Origin of the sequence: Kurthia populi (genome assembly GCF_042686175.1) — a bacterium.
GTDB classification, from domain to species: Bacteria; Bacillota; Bacilli; order Bacillales_A; family Planococcaceae; genus Kurthia; species Kurthia populi.
Map to the genome: position 1 here is coordinate 1 of NZ_JBHUOR010000023.1, position 17,769 is coordinate 17,769.

Genomic DNA, 17,769 nt, shown 5'->3' on the forward strand with positions numbered 1-17,769 from the left:
TAAATCCCTGTACAATCGCTAATTTTAATGCGCTCGTAAATTTCGTCATAAAAAAACCACACCTCCAATTGTTAGATTGTGTCTAACAATTGGGGTGCAGTTCAGTGTGGGGAGTGCCTTCTTTTTTTAAATCAATTCCTTAAAGTTCAAGCGTTTGTTGAGGGCTTTCATAATTGGAATACCAGCAAGTAGCACAACAAATTCGCCAACTGCACATGTAAACCATGTTAGCAGGAAGGGAAGTTGAAAGGCTAAATGTAGCTCAAACGCAATAATCGACATCGTGAATGTAAAGACAAGCATCGTCGCGATCATACGCGCTGTTTCACCCTTAATATAGCGACTGATTAAAATAACGGCAACAAGTGAAATCACTGTTTGACCAACGCCGAATACTAAATCATACCAACCAAGTGGTGAAAATAAATTCGTTATGAAAACACCTAACACGATAGGAACGATATATTTTTTATTGAACGCAATTAAATGATTGAACATTTCAGCAACACGGAATTGAATCTGCGTAAAACCAAAAGGTGCAACGAGCATGGCAACGGCAACATAGAGTGCTGCGATGATGCCACTGATTGCGATAGATCGTACTTTAGAAGACGATCGTTGTATTGTATTTTGCATATTTTTTTCGCTCCTTAGTTTTTTTACGTGGGATGGTCTCGAACCACGGTCAGAAGTATATTTTAGCGATTTTTATAAAGAAAGTCAAAAAAGACGTAAAATGTTCATGCCATAAAAGTGTTGTTAAAACTAAATTTTTATGCTTTAATACTTTAAAGCGTAACTGTTTAACGTATAAAATTATCTAAATATTCATAATTTTATTGACGATTTAATTTTCAGTTGCAATAATAGCAAATAAGACTACATAGAACATGGGGGAAATAGGGATGAAGAAACGTTTTAGCTTACTAGCATTAACAGCGACAGCAGCGTTAGCACTAGCTGCATGTGGCGGGGATAAAGCAGCAGATGACAGTTCAAAAGCAGAGTCAGGTGACAAAACATATAATGTTGGCATTTTACAATATGTGGAGCACCCTTCGTTAAATGAAGCAACAAAAGGTTTTAAAGCAGCGCTTGATGAAGCGGGTCTTGACGTGAAATATCAGGAGGAAAATGCACAGGGTGATGCGAGTATTAATACGACAGCGGCAAATAACTTAGTCGCAGCAGCACCAGATGTTATTTTCACAAATGCAACTCCATCTGCACAAGCTGTGGCGGCAGCAACGTCAGATATTCCAACCTTATTTACATCTGTAACAGATGCGGTAGGTGCGGAACTAATCGATTCAATGGAAAAACCAGGCGGCAATGTAACCGGTACAGTAGATACACATCCAGATGCGATTCCAAATACAGTGAAGTTTTTAGCGGAGGAATTAGAGGCGAAAAAAATTGGCATGGTCTTTAACTCAGGTGAGCAAAATTCACGTGTGCAAGTAGATCGTGCGAAAGAAGCAGCAAAAGAGAATGGTGTCACAATCGTTGAGGCATCAGCTTCTACTTCAGCAGAAGTAAAACAAGCAACGGAATCATTAGTTGATAAAGTAGATGCATTCTACATTATCACAGATAATACAGTAGTTTCAGCATTAGAGTCTGTATTAGACGTAGCAGAAGCAAAGAAAAAACCAGTTATGGTTGGTGAGCTTGATTCTGTAGCACGTGGTGGTTTAGGTGCTTACGGCTTCAGCTATTATGATATTGGTAAAGAAGCGGGCGAAATGGCGGCTGAGATTTTAGAGGACGGTAAAAAACCTGCCGATATTCCAGCAGCATACCCAGCAAATTTAAAATTCGAAATTAATAAAGAAACTGCAGATAAATTAGGCATCGACATCGATAAAGACTGGGATGCAGAGGTAGTTGAATAAATAGGAGATGATTCAGTATGTTTACAGCACTCTTTGGATCTGTTGAACAGGGGATTATCTACGCAATTATGGCACTTGGCGTGTACCTTACATTCCGGGTTTTAGATTTTCCAGACTTAACAGTAGACGGTAGCTTTGTAACGGGCGCTGCAACAGCCGCGACGATGATTACATTTGGTTATAATCCATTACTTGCAACATTATGTGCACTACTAGCGGGCTTTGTCGCTGGTAGCATCACAGGGATTTTACACACGAAAGCACATATTAATGAGCTTTTAGCCGGGATTTTAATGATGATTGCACTGTATTCGATTAATCTTCGAATTATGGGCTTAACGACAGAAAATGCTGTAGGACGACCAAATATTCCATTATCGAATTCAGATACCGTATTCACGATGCTACATAATTTTTGGTCAAAATTAGGCATTGATGACACACTTAACAATCTTTTAGCCGCAACAGGCTTAACGAGCTTACCTCGTACATGGGGTATCGTGATTGTGATGTTTATCGTCGTCTTTATTCTTAAATTTATTTTAGACTGGTTCTTAAAAACAGAGTTCGGCTTAGCATTACGCGCTACAGGCGACAATGTGAAAATGATTCGTAGCTTTTCAGCGAATACAGATAGTGTGAAAATTTTTGCATTAGGATTATCGAATGCATTAGTGGCATTATCAGGTGCATTAATCGCACAGCTAAATAAATTTGCGGATGCCGGTATGGGGATTGGGATGATTGTTATCGGCCTTGCATCGGTGATTATCGGAGAAGCTATCTTCGGTAAGAAAACGATTGTCCGTGCAACACTTGCGGTTATTTTCGGGGCGATTATTTACCGCGTCGTCATTTCACTTGCATTACAAGTGGAATTCCTAGATACAGGTGATTTAAAGTTAATTACAGCAATCGTCGTTATTATCGCACTTGTTATTCCATATGCAATGGGTAAATATAAAGAGAAAAAACGTCGTGCAAAACGTCGAGCTGAGCTGATGAGACAAGTCGCTACGATGCCGGAAGGGGAGAAGCCACTTGCTTAATTTACAACATATTCATAAAATTTTTAACGAGGGCACTCCCGATGAAAAAATCGCGCTTAATCATATTAATTTAACGCTTGAAGCGGGCGATTTTGTGACGATTATTGGGAGTAACGGTGCGGGTAAGTCAACGATGATGAATATGATTTCAGGCGCACTCACACCAGATGTGGGCTCGATTACAATTAATCATAAGGACGTCACAGCGCTCCCTGAATATAAGCGCTCAAAATACATTGGTCGCGTATTCCAGGATCCAATGGCGGGTACTGCACCGACGATGACGATTCAAGAAAATTTGGCGCTAGCCTATTCGCGTAATAAACCACGTGGCCTGCGTAGTGGTGTATCCAAGGCACGTAAGGAAATTTTCTTAACGGCACTTGAGTCACTTCACTTAAACTTAGAAAATCGTCTAAATGCTAAGGTTGGGATGCTATCAGGCGGGGAACGTCAGGCATTATCGCTTTTAATGGCGACCTTTACAAAGCCAGATATTTTACTGCTAGATGAGCATACAGCCGCGCTTGATCCGTCACGCGCCGCGTTGATTACTGGCCTAACAAAAGAGCTTGTTGAAAAGGATCAATTAACGACGCTAATGATTACGCATGATATGCAGCAAGCGATTGATTTAGGCAATCGCCTAATTATGATGGATAAGGGTCAAATCATTTTAGAAGTATCACCTGAGGATAAAAAGAACTTAACAATTGAAGATTTAATGAATGAGTTCCAGCGTATTCGTGGTGAAAAAATGGTATCGGACCGCGCCTTATTATCGACGTGAAAAATGCAGACACTTTCAAAGATGTACAAATCTTTGAAAGTGTTTTTTTGTATAACAAAAGAGACTGGGACAAAACACGTCATTTTCCTTTTTTTTTCGCGTGCGCAATGAAAAACCGGAACCGCGCTATGGCACGATTCCGGTTTTTCTTATACTCCTAGGAGCGGCTGTTTTTACACGTATGTCAAAGCCTCTGTGTTTATTTATGGACTGAATTAAACGAGTAATGTAAATAAAGTGCTGTCATTATTAACTTCCATATAATCAAAGCCATTTGATTTAAAGCGTGCGAGCAGCGCATTGTAGTCGCCAGGATGTTTTAACTCGATGCCGACTAATGCAGGGCCGCTTTCTTTATTGTTTTTCTTCGTATATTCAAATGTTGTAATATCATCATTTGGACCAAGCACCTCTGTTAGGAACTGGCGAAGTGCGCCGGCACGTTGTGGGAAGCTGACGATGAAGTAATAAAGTAGCCCTTCATGAATCAATGACTTCTCTTTGATTTCCTGCATACGACCAATATCATTGTTACCGCCGCTGATAATACAAACAACGGCTTTGCCTTTGATTTGATCCTTGTAGTAATCAAGTGCAGACACGGATAATGCGCCCGCTGGTTCAGCGACGATGGCTTGCTTATTATAAAGCTCTAAAATAGACGTACACACTTTACCTTCTGGCACGACAACGATGTCATCGACCAATTGCTCACAAATTTTTGATGTAAGTTCACCGGCACATTGTACAGCAGCGCCATCGACGAACTTATCAATTTTTGGTAGCTCGACTGGATGATGCTCAGCAAGTGCTGCTTTCATGCTGGCAGCTCCTGCAGGTTCGACGCCAATAATTTGAGATTTAGGAGACAAATTTTTAATATATGTTGAGACACCAGAAATCAGTCCGCCACCGCCAATACTACCGAAAATGTAGTCGATTGGCTCCTCAATATCATTCATAATTTCTACGGCAACGGTGCCCTGACCCGCAATAACATCTAAGTCATCAAATGGGTGAATGAAGATATGATTTTCGGCTTCGCAAAATTCCTGTGCCGCTTTAGAAGAGGCATCAAATGTATCACCTGCTAAAATAATTTCAACATAGTCGCGTCCAAACATGCGTACTTGCTCGATTTTTTGATTCGGCGTAGTCGTTGGCATAAAGATATGCGCGTGAATGCCTAGATGGGCACACGCGAAAGCAACGCCTTGTGCATGATTTCCTGCTGATGCACATACGACGCCACTTTCACGGGCAGTCTCCTCAATTGTTTTAATTTTATAGAATGCACCACGTAATTTAAATGAACGTACATGTTGTAAGTCCTCACGTTTTAAATAGACGGTACAATCGTATTTTTTTGATAAGAAATCATCCTTCTCAAGCGGGGTGTGTTTGACGACATCTTTTAATAATTGATGTGCGATTAACACATTCTCAACTTGAACGCGTTTTTCAGTTGCTTCCATAGTATTGCCTCCTAGGTAAAATTATATTTGTTCATTTTAACATACTATTCCTAATAAAGTACGCAATTTTTAGTCAATTCAAAATATTTCGTTCATTATGCAGAAGAAAAGCGTTGTAGTGAGGTGGCCACGTTTTTTGAAAGCACCTACTGCCTTGTCAAAAGCAGAAATGTGTATAATAGAGGATAGATGATTTTTGAACGGAGGAAGTAATACATGGATTTTTTTAAGACGATGGAGCGTGTGACGGGTGTGGATCTAAATGATGTACAACGTAAGGCCGTACAATGTGCGGACGGGCCATTGTTGTTACTCGCATCACCTGGTTCTGGGAAAACGACGACATTAAATATGAAAATTGGCTATTTATTACTTGAGAAAAAAATCGCACCACAGCGCATTTTAGCAATGACGTTTAGTAAAGCGGCGGCACGTGATATGAGTGAGCGCTTTGAACGCTTTTTTGGCACATTGACGCATGAACGTATTCATTTCTCAACGATTCATAGCTTGGCTTATCAAATTGTGCGGCAATATTTTTATAAAACCGGTCGTCAGTTCCGTTTAATTGAAGGTACGAAGGATATGCAGTGGAATAAAAAAATCATTTTACGTAATCTCTTTACAGAAAAGCGAAAAACGCAGCCAACAGAAGATGAGATGGATGAGCTGTTGACGTATATTAGCTATGTGAAAAACCGTATGCTAGAAGGTGAGCGTTTAAAGGAAGCTCCTTGTAGTCTAACGGATGCGGCAGAAATTTTAACTCGCTATGAGGAATTCAAGCGCCGTGATGGGGTCAATGTGCTCTTAGATTTTGATGATATGCTAACATATTGCTATGAGATTTTACGCGATGACGAAGCAATTCGCACACATTATCAGCAGCAGTTTGAATATGTTTTAACCGATGAGGGCCAGGATAATTCTGTTATTCAGCATGAAATTGTCCGTATTTTAGCGGCACCACATAATAATTTGTGTATTGTAGCAGATGATGACCAATCGATTTTTTCTTGGCGAGGCTCAGATGTAGAAAAGTTACTCGAGTTTCCAAAAGTCTATCCAGATGCAGTCGTACTGACGATGGCACAAAATTATCGCTCGACAAAGGAAATTACCGATGTGGCAGACCATTTTATTAAGCGCAATAAAAAGCGCTATGATAAGAAAATGTTTACTGAAAATGGGCATGGGCGGCCACCAATCATTCATAATATGCGCCGTTATACGTTACAGCTCAATTATGTAGTAGAGGAAATTGAACGTACACAAGATGCGGGGGAAATTGCGGTATTGTATCGTAATAATACATCTGCTATCCGACTTGTAGATGCGCTTGAAAAGCATCAAATTCCATTTTATATGAAGGAAGTCGATGTGAAGTTTTTCCGTCATTTCATTATTGAAGATATTTTAAACTTTATGCGTCTGACATTTAATGATAAGCGAGCGGATATTTTAGAGCGCATTTACCCGAAAATGAATGCCTATATTAAAAAAGCGCAAATCACACAGTTGCTAAATAAAAATGACCGTACGACGTCTGTTTTCGATCAGCTTGCGACAAATGTGCATGCGCCTTATCAGGAGCAGGCACTTCGCAAGGCGAAAAAGAAAATTCGTACATTAAAAGATTTGCCACCAAAGGACGCCATTCAAATGATTCGTCATGACTTAGGTTATGAGAAGAGCTTGCAGCGTACGGCAGAGCATTTGAAATTAAATGAGGACCGTTTACTTGGTATCGTCACGCAGCTCGAGTATATTGCGGAGGGATTACCGGATTTAACGGCATTCGCGAAGCGTCTGACACGTCTTGAGGAAATTATGCGACAATCAAACGAGAAGCGCCCTGGGGTGGTGACATTGTCGACGTTCCATAGTGCCAAAGGGTTAGAGTTTGACCGGGTATATATGATAGACCTTGTGGATGGCATTATTCCAGCGCCAGATGATATTAAGGAATACAAAGACGGTAAAGAAGCGAAGATGGAAGAGGCTGTGCGCTTGTTTTATGTCGGTATGACGCGTGCCAAAACGAGATTAGAGCTATTAACCTATGAGCAAAATAATGAAGAAAAAACGGCACCCTCTGTCTTCTTAGATGATGTGAAAGCTATCTTACAAGGTGAGAAGGTAAAAGACTTTGATTTTAAGGAGCCAGCAATTGAACGTAAGGCAGTAGTGACAAATAAATCCTATCAGCAAAAAAAAGTGGCACGTGACATTCCAGAGGATGCAATTACAGAACGTAGTGACTTGCATCGTGGCATGGAAATTGAACATCATTTATATAGTAAAGGCTATATTAAACGAATTAATGGCAATGAGATTGAACTAGTTTTTGAGCATTATGGTACGAAGCAATTTATGATTGATTTTTGTTTGCAAAAAGGAATGCTTCGTCGTGTTGGAGAGGTTTAGCAATGGATGTACAACAAAAAGCACAGCAAACGTTTGAGCGTGTGTTAAAATTTTATGAAAAAGATGACCGTGTTGCATTGACGAAGGAAATGCAACAATTAATCGCCTTCGCTGCCAAGCAAGGCTATATTGATTATCAAATGCAGGTATTAATTTCACCGACAGAATTAGGTGAAGGCCAGATGACACATTTTTTACAAGCGATTATTTCCGCACAGGAAAATAATTGGCGTAAGAAATTACTGACGCATTCAAAAATTATGCGCCAGTGGTTCCGTTTAAATCGTGTCGTACGAGAATGGTAGAATAAAAAAAGAAGGAATCACGTTGGAACTGATCCACGAAAGTGAGACAAAGAAAAAGACACGTTCTTTCAGCTAAATTTGACGGACGCTTTCCTGGGGCATGGCGGAAGCCGCCTCGCTCGCAAGCTCACTGCGGGGTCTTCCACTCATGCTAGGGGCTCCCCTAGGAGTCGCCGTCAAATTCTTGTTTTGCCACCTTTTTTCGGTACTGAACTGGAGAAAGGTGGTTTAACTTTGCTAAAATTTGCGTATGATTATCGTAGTTGATGTATGCTTGAACAGTTTGAACGACAACGTCATTTGTCGTTCTCAAAAGCCCTTCAAGATAAAACGTTTCGCACTTTAGACTGGCGTGAAACGTTTCAATGATGGCGTTATCAGCGGGCGTGCCTTTACGGGACATGCTCATGATAATGCCTTTTTCTTTGACCGCTTGCTGGTATTCATATATGATGTGCCTTTAACTTTTATTTCATATGAATACGTTTGTTTTTTGCCCATCAAAAAACACTTCCAAAGATTTTTCTCTTTGAAAGTGTCTGTTTCTTTTTATATTGTCTCAGATTTTTAGGTCAGTTCGCGTTGGCGATTCCTTCTTTTTTTATAAACCGATATTAAAACGATTCTTCGAAATCTTGGTCCCATTTATACGAATACATCGACTCGTCAGTAAACCAATTACTTTCCGCTGTATCGCCTTCTTCTCGGCGTTTTTCTTCCTCTTGTAGCATCCAGCCAGTTTGAGAGGCATGTGCTTTCATTGAACCTAATTTATGTTCATAGACATCGCGAATATCATTAACGATGTCTGGTTCGCCAAGGCCTTCTACTGTATCATTAGCGAACGCGACACCATAGAGGCGAGGTCGTTCATTAACAGGCATACGACGAATGGCACGTACAACCGCTTTACATGTTGCTTCGTGGTCAGGGTGTACGGCATAGTTTGGATAGAATGTAATGACTAATGATGGTTGTAATTCATCGATTAATTTTGTCATCATTTGAACCATTTTTTCATCATCTTCAAACTCAACTGTTTTATCACGTAAGCCCATCATACGAAGGTCTTGAATCCCGATTGAATCACAAGAGGCTTGTAATTCTTTTTTGCGGATTTCTGGTAAACTTTCGCGTGTTGCAAACGGTGGGTTTCCTAAATTACGACCCATTTCACCTAATGTTAAGCAAGCGTATGTAATCGGCACACCCGCATTAGCATATTGCGCAAGCGTACCAGAGACACCGAATGCTTCGTCATCTGGGTGTGGGAATACGACTAAAATTTGGCTTTCTTGTTGTTCTAACATGAAAAAATCCTCCCTTAATAAGCGAAAGGCGTTTTACTAATTTCAAGCGCCACTGCTAATTTGCCCTCATAATCATGGCCAGCCATCAATAGGCGGCCTTGGTCATCTAACTCAAAATGTGTAATCCCTTGAGCATAAATCCAACCACCATTTGCTAGCTTTAAGCCAACGCGGTGAGGTGCCTCAGGTGTTACCTTTCCTAATTCGTATTGCACGACAACATTACGGATGAAGCAACCCGCATTAAATACTTTTTCATCAAAGTGGCTTGCGTAAGCACCGTTTGTTGTTTCTAAGTGAATATATACATCTTCGTTTGCGAAAGAGTTAATTAGCTCTTGTAGCTTTGTAATCTCAACTGTTTCCATTGTAAATCTCCTTCCGACGTTTCAAATCTATTTCTAATTATAGTGAAGTTGTCGCAGTTTGGCGATTTGTAAGCTCGGGAAAAGTGTTAAAAACAGTAAATGGGAGGTGAGGTTATGGGGATTTCAACAACTTATGTTACTTGTATGATGCCATTTTCATATCATGAGAGATCTAAATATAAATTGTACGATGCGCTAAAAGAGCAGGGATACACGTTTTTTACGTTAGATAATTTACAGCTTCAAAAGGCGTTTTACGGGGACATTTGTGTGCTTCACGAAGAAATGGACCAGTATTTTTTGCCGTATATTGAACGACGTATTTTTCCGAAAAAAGAAAAATCACAGGCTTTTCTGCGCTATTCAAAAAAAGTAGAACAATTTGCTACATTGCACATTCATCAAAAAGCGTATCAATTTAACGTCCTGAGTGTCGATATTATCGCATGCCCATTTCAAGTAGGTTTTATCTCTTTTCGTATTGAGCTAAAAGGAGACTACACTTTTGATGAAGTAGTGGATTTCATGCATCATATTCGTATTTTAGAGCCAAAGATGCCAGATGAGACAGGCATTCAGGTTCGTCGTAATGACCAGGTTTTTAAAAGTGTTAGTGAATATATGCTAAATGATTTATGTGCGTTTATGCATGACTTTATTAATCATGATGCAGTACGTGGAGGCTATTTTGGTAGCCTACCTTTTTTTGAAGACGAACGAATGCTTTTAGCTGGTTATATTGAGCCAGAGGAAGCCTTGTCGACAGCGGAACTCTATCGTTTGAGTCAACTTGATGGGCTTGATGAGCATGGCAACCCTTATATTTCGGCTGAGAATGATGAGTATATGGAAAATTATTTAGATAAACGAATGAATAAGCGGTTTTCACCTAAAATAGAAAAGCTTATAACCGAGCATGTGTATATGTCGATTGTGCTGCCTCATATTCCTAAAAAAATGCAGGCAATCGCTCAGTCTCGCTTTATGGGCACGGAATATTATCAGTTGATTTTGCATTATTTTTACAAGCTCACATTATTAAAATTATCGTATTTATATAGTGAAGTAAGCGTATTGCATGACCAGGATTATACAGAGCAGCTGATGGAGCAAATTGATCAGTTTTCGGCGTCGTATTATTTCCAGGAAGTGAGCAGTCGTTCGACAGGTATTGAGCTAGCGAATAAACTGCAAGAAGTGTTTAAAATCGAGCAACAATATACCGAGGCGAAGGAAACACTTGAGAGTTTATATCGTAATCAAGAGAGTACATCGACACGTCGACAAAATAGTCTATTATTTATGCTAACGATTTTTACGGTCCTCTCAGGTATTTATGGCATGAACCTGATTATCGACGAATGGAAAGAGCCGTACAAATTGTCGTATTTAAAAAGCTATACGTTTTTTGAATGGATTTCTTTTATCACAGCCATTTTTGGTATTGGCTTATCGATTGCGGTTATTGCAACATCAGGCTTTAGCAAGATACGTCTCCAATTACGCAAAAGGAAACGGCGACGTTATGAATAAAAAAGAAGGAATCGCGCCAAGAACTGACCCACGGAAATGAGACAAAGAAAAAGACAATATTTTTCAGCTGAATTTGACGGACGCTTTCCTGAGGCATGGCAGAAGCCTCCTCGCGGGATCTGAGCCCTTTAGGAGTCGCCGTCAAATTCTTGATTCATCATCTTTTTAGGTAGTCAACTGCGTTAGAATTACCAAAAGTCGTTTATTATTTTCGTAGCTGAGCTATTCTTGAACGACAACGTCATTTGTTGTCAAAAGCACTTTAAGATAAAACGGCGTTATCAGCGAGCGTGCCTTTGCAGGACATGCTCATGATAACGCCGTTTTCTTTGACCACTTGCTGATACTCATATGATGTGCCTTTAACTTTTATTTCATATGAATACGTCTGTTTTTTGTCCATCAAAAAACACCTCCAAAGATTTTTCTCCTTGAAAGTGTCTTTTTATGTTGCCTCAGATTTTTAGGTCCTTACGCGTTGGCGATTCCTTCTTTTTGGATAGCTTAATAAGTGATTGGTTCTAATTCTGTTAGCGTCACTTTTGGCGCACCAAAGCGTGATTTAGCACCGTGATGAACGGGGCCGACGAATTCATTTAATTTCCAGCCATGCTCAATACCTGCTGCGACAAATTCCTTCGCTTCAAAAACAGCCTCTTTGACAGATAGGCCAAGCGCTAAGTTTGCAGTGACAGAGGCTGCGAATGTACAGCCAGCACCGTGATTATACGTTGTATCGATTTTTGCTGTTTCTAATAAATAATGCTTTTCACCATCATAGAATAAGTCGAAAGCTTGGTCATGCGCAATACCACGGCTACCTTTAATAACAACATTTTTCGCACCTAATTGTGTGATTTTTTCAGCGGCAATTTGCATTTCAGCAATGGTCTTTGGTGTTTTAACACCTGCAAGTTGACCGGCTTCAAAAAGGTTTGGTGTTGTGACAAGCGCATGTGGTAATAAATATTGTACCATTGCTGTCACATTTCCAGGATTCAGCACTTCATCCTCACCCTTACAAACCATCACAGGGTCAATAACGACGTTTTTGACACCAGCTTCTGCTATTGCTTTACCGGCTGTTATAATTACTTCTTCAGTTGATAACATGCCTGTTTTTACAGCGTCAATCGTCGTTGAAAACGCTGTTTTTAGTTGTGCTTCAAGGACGTCGATTGGTAATGTATAGACACCGTGTGCCCAGTTATTATCAGGGTCCATTGTAGCGATAACCGATACTGCAGCCATGCCGTATGTGTTATGCTCTTGGAATGCTTTTAAATCTGCCTCAAGACCAGCGCCACCTGAAGCGTCTGAGCCTGCAATTGTTAAGGTTTTTGGTAATGCCATAATGGAAAACTCCTTCATTATCATATTTTTCAGTAAATACTAAGTACTGTCCATTATGCGCTGAAACTGATTATTTGAAAATGGTCAAAAAATGCTTTTTTTATAAGGTCAGATTACAGAGTATGCAAAAAACATAAAACTCTCTTATAATAATTCAGAGATTGTATTTAGGAGGAATAAACACATGAAAAAAGGCCGCGTTTTAGTGACGTCAGCCATTGTTCTATTTATTGCGGCGATTATTGCGCCGTTTGCTATTTGGAAAGCACTAACAGGAAGTAACGAAAAAATTGAAACCGCTGTATTAGTTGAGCGCATGAATGATTTGAATGAGCTAACGACAGCAGAAGCCTATACAAAAGTATTAATTGAACGTACGAATAATAAAATTTTTGGACAAGAAATTAGCATCGCCATTCCAGGAACGGAGCAAAAGGTGCTCGTTGTCGTGCCAGGAACGGTGCGAGCAGGCGTTGATCTAAGTGAGCTAACAGAAAAACAAGTGCGTGTGGATGAATCACAAAAAACATTAGAGATTACGCTACCAAAGCCTGCAATTTTAGGCACACCATCACTCGCATTAGATAAAGTAAAAGTATTCTCGAGCGAAGGGATTTTCCGCGACGAGGCGACGATTAAAGAGGGTTATGATTTAGCAAATCAGGCACAGAAAGAAATGCTAAAAGAAGTAGAGGCAGAGGGGCTTTTAACAAAAGCCCAAGACAATGCAGAGGAATCGTTGAAAAATATGTTTGGTTTAGTAAACTATAAAGTAGAGGTCAAATTTGAGGAGTAGGTTATGACGAAGCAAATTTTTGATAATACATGGCAGCAAGTTGTAGGGGAAGAGTTCGACAAGCCGTATTATTTACAACTACGTGAATTTTTAAAGCAGGAATATTTTAACGAGACTGTCTATCCGCCGATGGAAGATATGTGGAATGCTTTTCGTTACACAGATTATCCAGATGTAAAAGTCGTAATTTTAGGACAGGATCCCTATCATGGACCAGGTCAGGCACATGGCTTGAGCTTTTCTGTGAAGGAAGGCGTCAAGCATCCACCGAGTCTGCAAAACATTTTCAAAGAAATGCATGCGGATATTGGTGTGCCGATTCCACAGCAAGGAACATTAACGAAATGGGCCAAGCAGGGTGTGTTATTACTGAACACGGTGCTGACTGTGCGTGCGCATGAAGCACATTCACATAAAAACCAAGGCTGGGAGCAGTTCACAGATCGTGTCATTGAAAAGCTATCTGAGCGCGAGGAGCCGATTATTTTTGTGCTATGGGGTCGCCCAGCACAGCAAAAAGAGCGCCTTATTGATACGTCGCGTCATGCGATTATTAAAGCGCCACATCCAAGTCCGTTAAGTGCCCATCGAGGCTTTTTTGGCAGTCGACCATTTTCACAAATTAATGAGCAACTAGCATCTTTTGGTACGGCACCAATCGATTTTGATTTAACAAAATCATAAGGAGGATTTCCGATGAAGCCCAATTGTTTTAAATGCCAATATTTCCAGGTGACGTGGGACCAAGCATCACCACGTGCTTGTCGTGCATATGGCTTTAAATCGAGAGCCGTACCTTCCGTTGTTGTAAAAAACTCATCTGGTATGGATTGTTTAAAATTCGCACCGAAGCAGAAAGGATAGTTGTATGATTTCCTATGAAACGATTATTACAGAAATTCAAAAACATGCAGGTATAGCAACTGGTAGTGATGCGAAAATTCGTGAGGAGTTAGCCGCAATTCGTGCATTATGTGATGTAGCATTAGCAGATAATCATACCGCTGCGCCTACTCAAACGGTAGTACCACAGCAGCCTGTTCAACAAATGCAGTATGTACCAGTAGAGCCTGCCGTGATTCAACAGGCGGCTCCTAGCTTACCAACGAAGAAAATCCATGAAGAAGATGCGAATGGTGATTCGCTATTTGATTTTTAGATAAGGGAGAAAACAATGAAAAAGAATATAATTATCGGTGCAGTATTTGGCTTTTTAGCCGTTGCACTAGGCGCGTTTGGCGCACATGCACTAGAAGATTTACTTGTGAAAAACGGTTATGAGGATGTCTGGGAAACAGGTGTGCATTATCAAATGTTCCATGCAGTAGCGATTATGGTCATTGGGGTATTAATGAGTAAAAATATCATCGGCAATGTAAAATCATTACGTGTTGCCGGAACAGCTATGCTTATCGGAACGATTTTATTCTCTGGTAGCCTGTATGTTATGGCGCTTACAAAAATTACGGTATTAGGTGCGATTACACCGATTGGTGGCGTAGCCTTTTTAGTTGGTTGGATTGCCGTTGTGATGTCAGCCAAGCATATTAAAGAATAAGGGTAGATAAGCAGGAATCACATTATTGGTGATTCCTTTTTTAATTGACGTTAAAAGCTATGTTTCTTTTTTAGCATGATTATGTGGAAAAATGATGATATAGGTAATACATATTCATTGGAATAAACGATTTTTCTATAAAAAATATTAAAATGACATAATGATTCTCATCATAACTAATGCTATTTTCGCGAATCGTATAAAAGAGGCTTGTTTTCACTATATGGAGGGTATTAATACACTAAGCCCATATTAATACAGAAAGAAGTGGAACGTATGCAATTTGTCTTTAACTTAGACCAAGCCATTTCTTACGATAACCAACCCGTATCACTGAACTTACAATATATGTTTGATTTTTTGAAGGATAATGGACATCAATTGATTTTTACATCAACAGGAGCAGTGCGCAATATGTTGCTGAAGCTAGATCGACGCTTTCATAATGAAGCAATGATTAGCTTAGAAGGCGCGGTTATTTGTAAAGAAGGTGCACTAGAGCAATTATCAACATTTAATCAAATCGATTTCCAAACAATACAACAGTTAATTGAAAAATATGACGCGACATTTTTAATGGAGGGTGAGTGGGATTACTGTTATACAGGTGGCGACTATTATGCGATTGCACCGACAGTTGATCCGGCAAAGCTTGGACAAAATGTCTCGCTTAAAAAAGTTGGGCCTATTTCACATATAACAATTTTAGCTGCAGATGGTATCGAAGACATGCGCTTACAATTATCAAACCAGGGCTTTAATGTTCAAAGTAAGGGGCAAGAAAATCCCCAGCTACTCATTACACCAAAGCGCATCAATAAATGGCATGCACTACAAAAATTAGGTGTGTCTGAAAAAAACTATGTTGCAATTGGTTCAGACTTAACGGATTTAGCGGTGCTAGAACATGCTGAGCACGCGTCCATGATTGGTTTTACAATGGAGCTCGAGGATTATGCGGAGTCTCGTTTACCAAATGATGAAAAAGTAGAAAAATATATTATTGATAAATGCTATGAGTTATCGAAGAAATATACGGTATAAAAAAGAGGCTGGATATCCAGCCTCTTTTTCGTGCGATTAAAGTGCTAATAAGTTGCGTAATTTTTCTTCATTTAAAATATTACCAACGAAGAATTCGCCGAAGTCTGCATAGCGAGCAGATACTTCATCAAAGCGCATTTCATAAATTAATTTCTTGAATTGTAGTACGTCATTTGCGAATAGTGTAACGCCCCATTCATGGTCATCAAAGCCGATTGAACCAGAGATGATTTGCTTCACTTTGCCTGCATAGCTGCGTCCAATCATTCCGTGAGAGCGCATCATTGCTTGACGTGCGTCCATTTCTAGCATGTACCAGTTGGCGCCTTTTTCACGACGTTTATCCATTGGGTAGAAGCAAATATGTTCCCAGCGAGGTAGCTCAGGATATAGGCGAGCGCGTACATGTTCATTTTGATATGGATCTTGAGCAGGCTCGTCGCCAGCTTTTGCCTTTGCAAGATAGTTCGAAAGCTCAACAACGGATACATAAGAATATGTTGGGATTGTGAAATCAGCAATTGTAAGTTTCGCAAATTTTGTTTCGATTTCATTTAATTCTTCCATTGTTTCGCGTAATGTCATAAGCACGAAATCTGCTTTTTGACCGACGATTGAGTAAAAGGCATGAGAACCTGTTTTTGCTTCATCTGCTTTATTTAATTCGGCAAGGAATGCGATAAATTCATCGGTAGCTTCTTTACGGAAGTCCTCATCCATCTGTTTCCACATTGTCCAGTTCATTGCGCGGAAATCATGTAATACATACCAGCCATCTAATGTTTGTGCTGCTTCGATCATGTGTAACACTCCTTATTAAGTAAGAATCTTCTTCCATGCAATTTTAGCACAACTTCTGAAATTCGTCCGTTGAACAGGTAACGACATTTTCAAAAAATGACGAATTCGTGTACACTGAGTAAGAATTAGATTATGAGTACGGGAGATAACAGTTATGAAGGATTTTTTAACGCAAAAAACATGGCGCTACATCGATCAATCGGTTAGTGGTATCGGTCGTTCTCCATTAGAATCATTTGCGGCGGATGATACGCTTTGCCATTTAATCGGTGCAGGGATTTCACCTGCGACAGTACGAACATGGGTGCACAGTGCCTCAGTCGTAATGGGTATCCAGGATCATCGTTTGCCGTATGTACAAGCAGGGATGGATTTACTAGAAGAGCGCGGCTATCATCCAATCGTGCGCAACTCAGGTGGGTTAGCGGTTGTATTAGATGAGGGTGTGCTTAATATTTCGATTGTCATTAGCGAAAAAGAAGGACATATCGATATTAATACAGGCTATGACATGATGGTGGATTTGATTAAAGCGCTATTTCCAGAAATTGCAGCGCGTATTGAAGCATATGAAATCGTCGGCTCTTATTGCCCGGGGTCATATGATTTAAGCGTGGATGGTAAAAAATTTGCGGGCATTGCACAGCGTCGTATTCGCGGTGGGATTGCCGTTCAGATTTATTTATCTGTTGAGGGAAGTGGTGGCGAACGAGCTGAATTGATTCGTGATTTTTATGAACGTGCACTTCAGCAGGAGCCAACAAAGTTTGAGTATCCAAAAGTACGTCCAGAAGTGATGGCATCATTATCGGAAATCATTGGTCAGTCATTGACGGTACAAGAGGTAAATGCACGCTTGCAGCAATTTTTGTATACACATTCAGATGAATTACGTATGGGGCCTTTCGTGGAAGATGAGATGGAACAATATATGTATTATTTAAAGCGCGTTTTTGAGCGTAATAAAAAGTTGTTAATCGAATCGTAAATTTTTAGACACTTGAATGTCACAGTAGATTTCCGTACACTAAAATGGGTATATATTTAAGTATAGAAAGGGTTGCA

Annotated in this window: 20 protein-coding genes, 1 pseudogene and 1 riboswitch; of the genes and pseudogenes, 13 read left to right on the forward strand and 8 right to left on the reverse strand. The window is 40.0% G+C overall.

What is annotated here, in order from left to right:
- Positions 1-126: 126 nt before the first annotated feature.
- The gene (locus ACFSY7_RS03950) at positions 127-636 is read right to left on the reverse strand and encodes a QueT transporter family protein (RefSeq protein ID WP_380146939.1); all 510 of its coding nucleotides are present in this window, start codon (positions 634-636) and stop codon (positions 127-129) included.
- Between the two features lie 8 nt (positions 637-644).
- Positions 645-689: riboswitch (PreQ1 riboswitch) on the reverse strand.
- A gap of 216 nt (positions 690-905) precedes the next feature.
- Here ACFSY7_RS03950 and ACFSY7_RS03955 point away from each other — a divergent pair.
- From ACFSY7_RS03955 to ACFSY7_RS03965, 3 genes are read left to right on the forward strand one after another with little or no spacing between them, the layout of a single operon-like run.
- Positions 906-1,895, forward strand: coding sequence for an ABC transporter substrate-binding protein (locus ACFSY7_RS03955; RefSeq protein ID WP_020189031.1), 990 nt, complete (start codon positions 906-908; stop codon positions 1,893-1,895).
- A gap of 17 nt (positions 1,896-1,912) precedes the next feature.
- Complete coding sequence (locus ACFSY7_RS03960; protein ID WP_020189032.1) at positions 1,913-2,944, forward strand: ABC transporter permease; 1,032 nt, start codon at positions 1,913-1,915, stop codon at positions 2,942-2,944.
- Positions 2,937-3,734 (forward strand): ABC transporter ATP-binding protein, encoded by a 798-nt coding sequence (locus ACFSY7_RS03965; protein ID WP_020189033.1) that lies wholly within the window; start codon positions 2,937-2,939, stop codon positions 3,732-3,734. The genes ACFSY7_RS03960 and ACFSY7_RS03965 overlap by 8 nt, the downstream gene beginning before the upstream one ends.
- A gap of 215 nt (positions 3,735-3,949) precedes the next feature.
- Here the strand turns inward: ACFSY7_RS03965 and ilvA are convergent, their stop codons facing one another.
- On the reverse strand, positions 3,950-5,209 hold the full coding sequence (ilvA, locus tag ACFSY7_RS03970) for a threonine ammonia-lyase IlvA (RefSeq protein ID WP_380146940.1): 1,260 nt from the start codon (positions 5,207-5,209) through the stop codon (positions 3,950-3,952).
- Positions 5,210-5,425: 216 nt separating this feature from the next.
- Here ilvA and ACFSY7_RS03975 point away from each other — a divergent pair, with 216 nt between their 5' ends.
- Positions 5,426-7,636: an ATP-dependent helicase gene (locus tag ACFSY7_RS03975; RefSeq protein ID WP_380146941.1), complete on the forward strand. Its 2,211-nt coding sequence runs from the start codon at positions 5,426-5,428 to the stop codon at positions 7,634-7,636.
- A gap of 2 nt (positions 7,637-7,638) precedes the next feature.
- Positions 7,639-7,941, forward strand: a complete 303-nt coding sequence (locus ACFSY7_RS03980) for a hypothetical protein (protein WP_020189036.1) — start codon at positions 7,639-7,641, stop codon at positions 7,939-7,941.
- A gap of 163 nt (positions 7,942-8,104) precedes the next feature.
- On the opposite strand, the pseudogene ACFSY7_RS03985 reads toward ACFSY7_RS03980, so the two are convergent.
- The 3 genes and pseudogenes from ACFSY7_RS03985 to ACFSY7_RS03995 form a co-directional block, all read right to left on the reverse strand.
- A pseudogene (locus ACFSY7_RS03985) lies at positions 8,105-8,389 on the reverse strand (IS3 family transposase); the annotation flags it as partial.
- Positions 8,390-8,555: 166 nt separating this feature from the next.
- Complete coding sequence (gene bshB2 / locus ACFSY7_RS03990; RefSeq protein ID WP_126990972.1) at positions 8,556-9,251, reverse strand: bacillithiol biosynthesis deacetylase BshB2; 696 nt, start codon at positions 9,249-9,251, stop codon at positions 8,556-8,558.
- 14 nt (positions 9,252-9,265) lie between these two features.
- Positions 9,266-9,619 (reverse strand): YojF family protein, encoded by a 354-nt coding sequence (locus ACFSY7_RS03995; protein ID WP_126990971.1) that lies wholly within the window; start codon positions 9,617-9,619, stop codon positions 9,266-9,268.
- A 114-nt stretch (positions 9,620-9,733) separates the two neighbouring features.
- Between ACFSY7_RS03995 and ACFSY7_RS04000 the strand changes: the two genes are divergently transcribed.
- On the forward strand, positions 9,734-11,152 hold the full coding sequence (locus ACFSY7_RS04000; protein WP_380146943.1) for a hypothetical protein: 1,419 nt from the start codon (positions 9,734-9,736) through the stop codon (positions 11,150-11,152).
- Between the two features lie 262 nt (positions 11,153-11,414).
- Here the strand turns inward: ACFSY7_RS04000 and ACFSY7_RS04005 are convergent, their stop codons facing one another.
- Positions 11,415-11,555 carry a hypothetical protein gene (locus ACFSY7_RS04005; protein WP_380146944.1) on the reverse strand — a complete coding sequence of 47 codons (141 nt, stop codon included), beginning with the start codon at positions 11,553-11,555 and terminating at the stop codon, positions 11,415-11,417.
- Positions 11,556-11,656: 101 nt separating this feature from the next.
- Positions 11,657-12,505, reverse strand: coding sequence for a bifunctional hydroxymethylpyrimidine kinase/phosphomethylpyrimidine kinase (thiD, locus tag ACFSY7_RS04010; RefSeq protein WP_380146945.1), 849 nt, complete (start codon positions 12,503-12,505; stop codon positions 11,657-11,659).
- Between the two features lie 184 nt (positions 12,506-12,689).
- Between thiD and ACFSY7_RS04015 the strand changes: the two genes are divergently transcribed.
- From ACFSY7_RS04015 to ACFSY7_RS04040, 6 genes are all read left to right on the forward strand, one after another.
- Positions 12,690-13,301: a DUF4230 domain-containing protein gene (locus ACFSY7_RS04015; RefSeq protein ID WP_126990968.1), complete on the forward strand. Its 612-nt coding sequence runs from the start codon at positions 12,690-12,692 to the stop codon at positions 13,299-13,301.
- Between the two features lie 3 nt (positions 13,302-13,304).
- Entirely contained in the window at positions 13,305-13,985 is a 681-nt protein-coding gene (locus tag ACFSY7_RS04020; protein ID WP_020189042.1) for a uracil-DNA glycosylase, read from the forward strand.
- Between the two features lie 12 nt (positions 13,986-13,997).
- Positions 13,998-14,165 (forward strand): hypothetical protein, encoded by a 168-nt coding sequence (locus ACFSY7_RS04025; protein WP_020189043.1) that lies wholly within the window; start codon positions 13,998-14,000, stop codon positions 14,163-14,165.
- A 4-nt stretch (positions 14,166-14,169) separates the two neighbouring features.
- Positions 14,170-14,460 (forward strand): YwdI family protein, encoded by a 291-nt coding sequence (locus ACFSY7_RS04030; RefSeq protein ID WP_380146946.1) that lies wholly within the window; start codon positions 14,170-14,172, stop codon positions 14,458-14,460.
- Positions 14,461-14,475: 15 nt separating this feature from the next.
- Positions 14,476-14,859, forward strand: coding sequence for a DUF423 domain-containing protein (locus ACFSY7_RS04035; RefSeq protein WP_020189045.1), 384 nt, complete (start codon positions 14,476-14,478; stop codon positions 14,857-14,859).
- A 276-nt stretch (positions 14,860-15,135) separates the two neighbouring features.
- The gene (locus ACFSY7_RS04040; RefSeq protein ID WP_380146947.1) at positions 15,136-15,903 is read left to right on the forward strand and encodes an HAD hydrolase family protein; all 768 of its coding nucleotides are present in this window, start codon (positions 15,136-15,138) and stop codon (positions 15,901-15,903) included.
- A 36-nt stretch (positions 15,904-15,939) separates the two neighbouring features.
- On the opposite strand, the gene hemQ is transcribed toward ACFSY7_RS04040, so the two are convergent.
- Entirely contained in the window at positions 15,940-16,704 is a 765-nt protein-coding gene (gene hemQ / locus ACFSY7_RS04045) for a hydrogen peroxide-dependent heme synthase (RefSeq protein WP_020189047.1), read from the reverse strand.
- A gap of 154 nt (positions 16,705-16,858) precedes the next feature.
- Between hemQ and ACFSY7_RS04050 the strand changes: the two genes are divergently transcribed.
- Complete coding sequence (locus ACFSY7_RS04050; protein WP_020189048.1) at positions 16,859-17,692, forward strand: lipoate--protein ligase family protein; 834 nt, start codon at positions 16,859-16,861, stop codon at positions 17,690-17,692.
- Positions 17,693-17,769 lie beyond the last annotated feature (77 nt).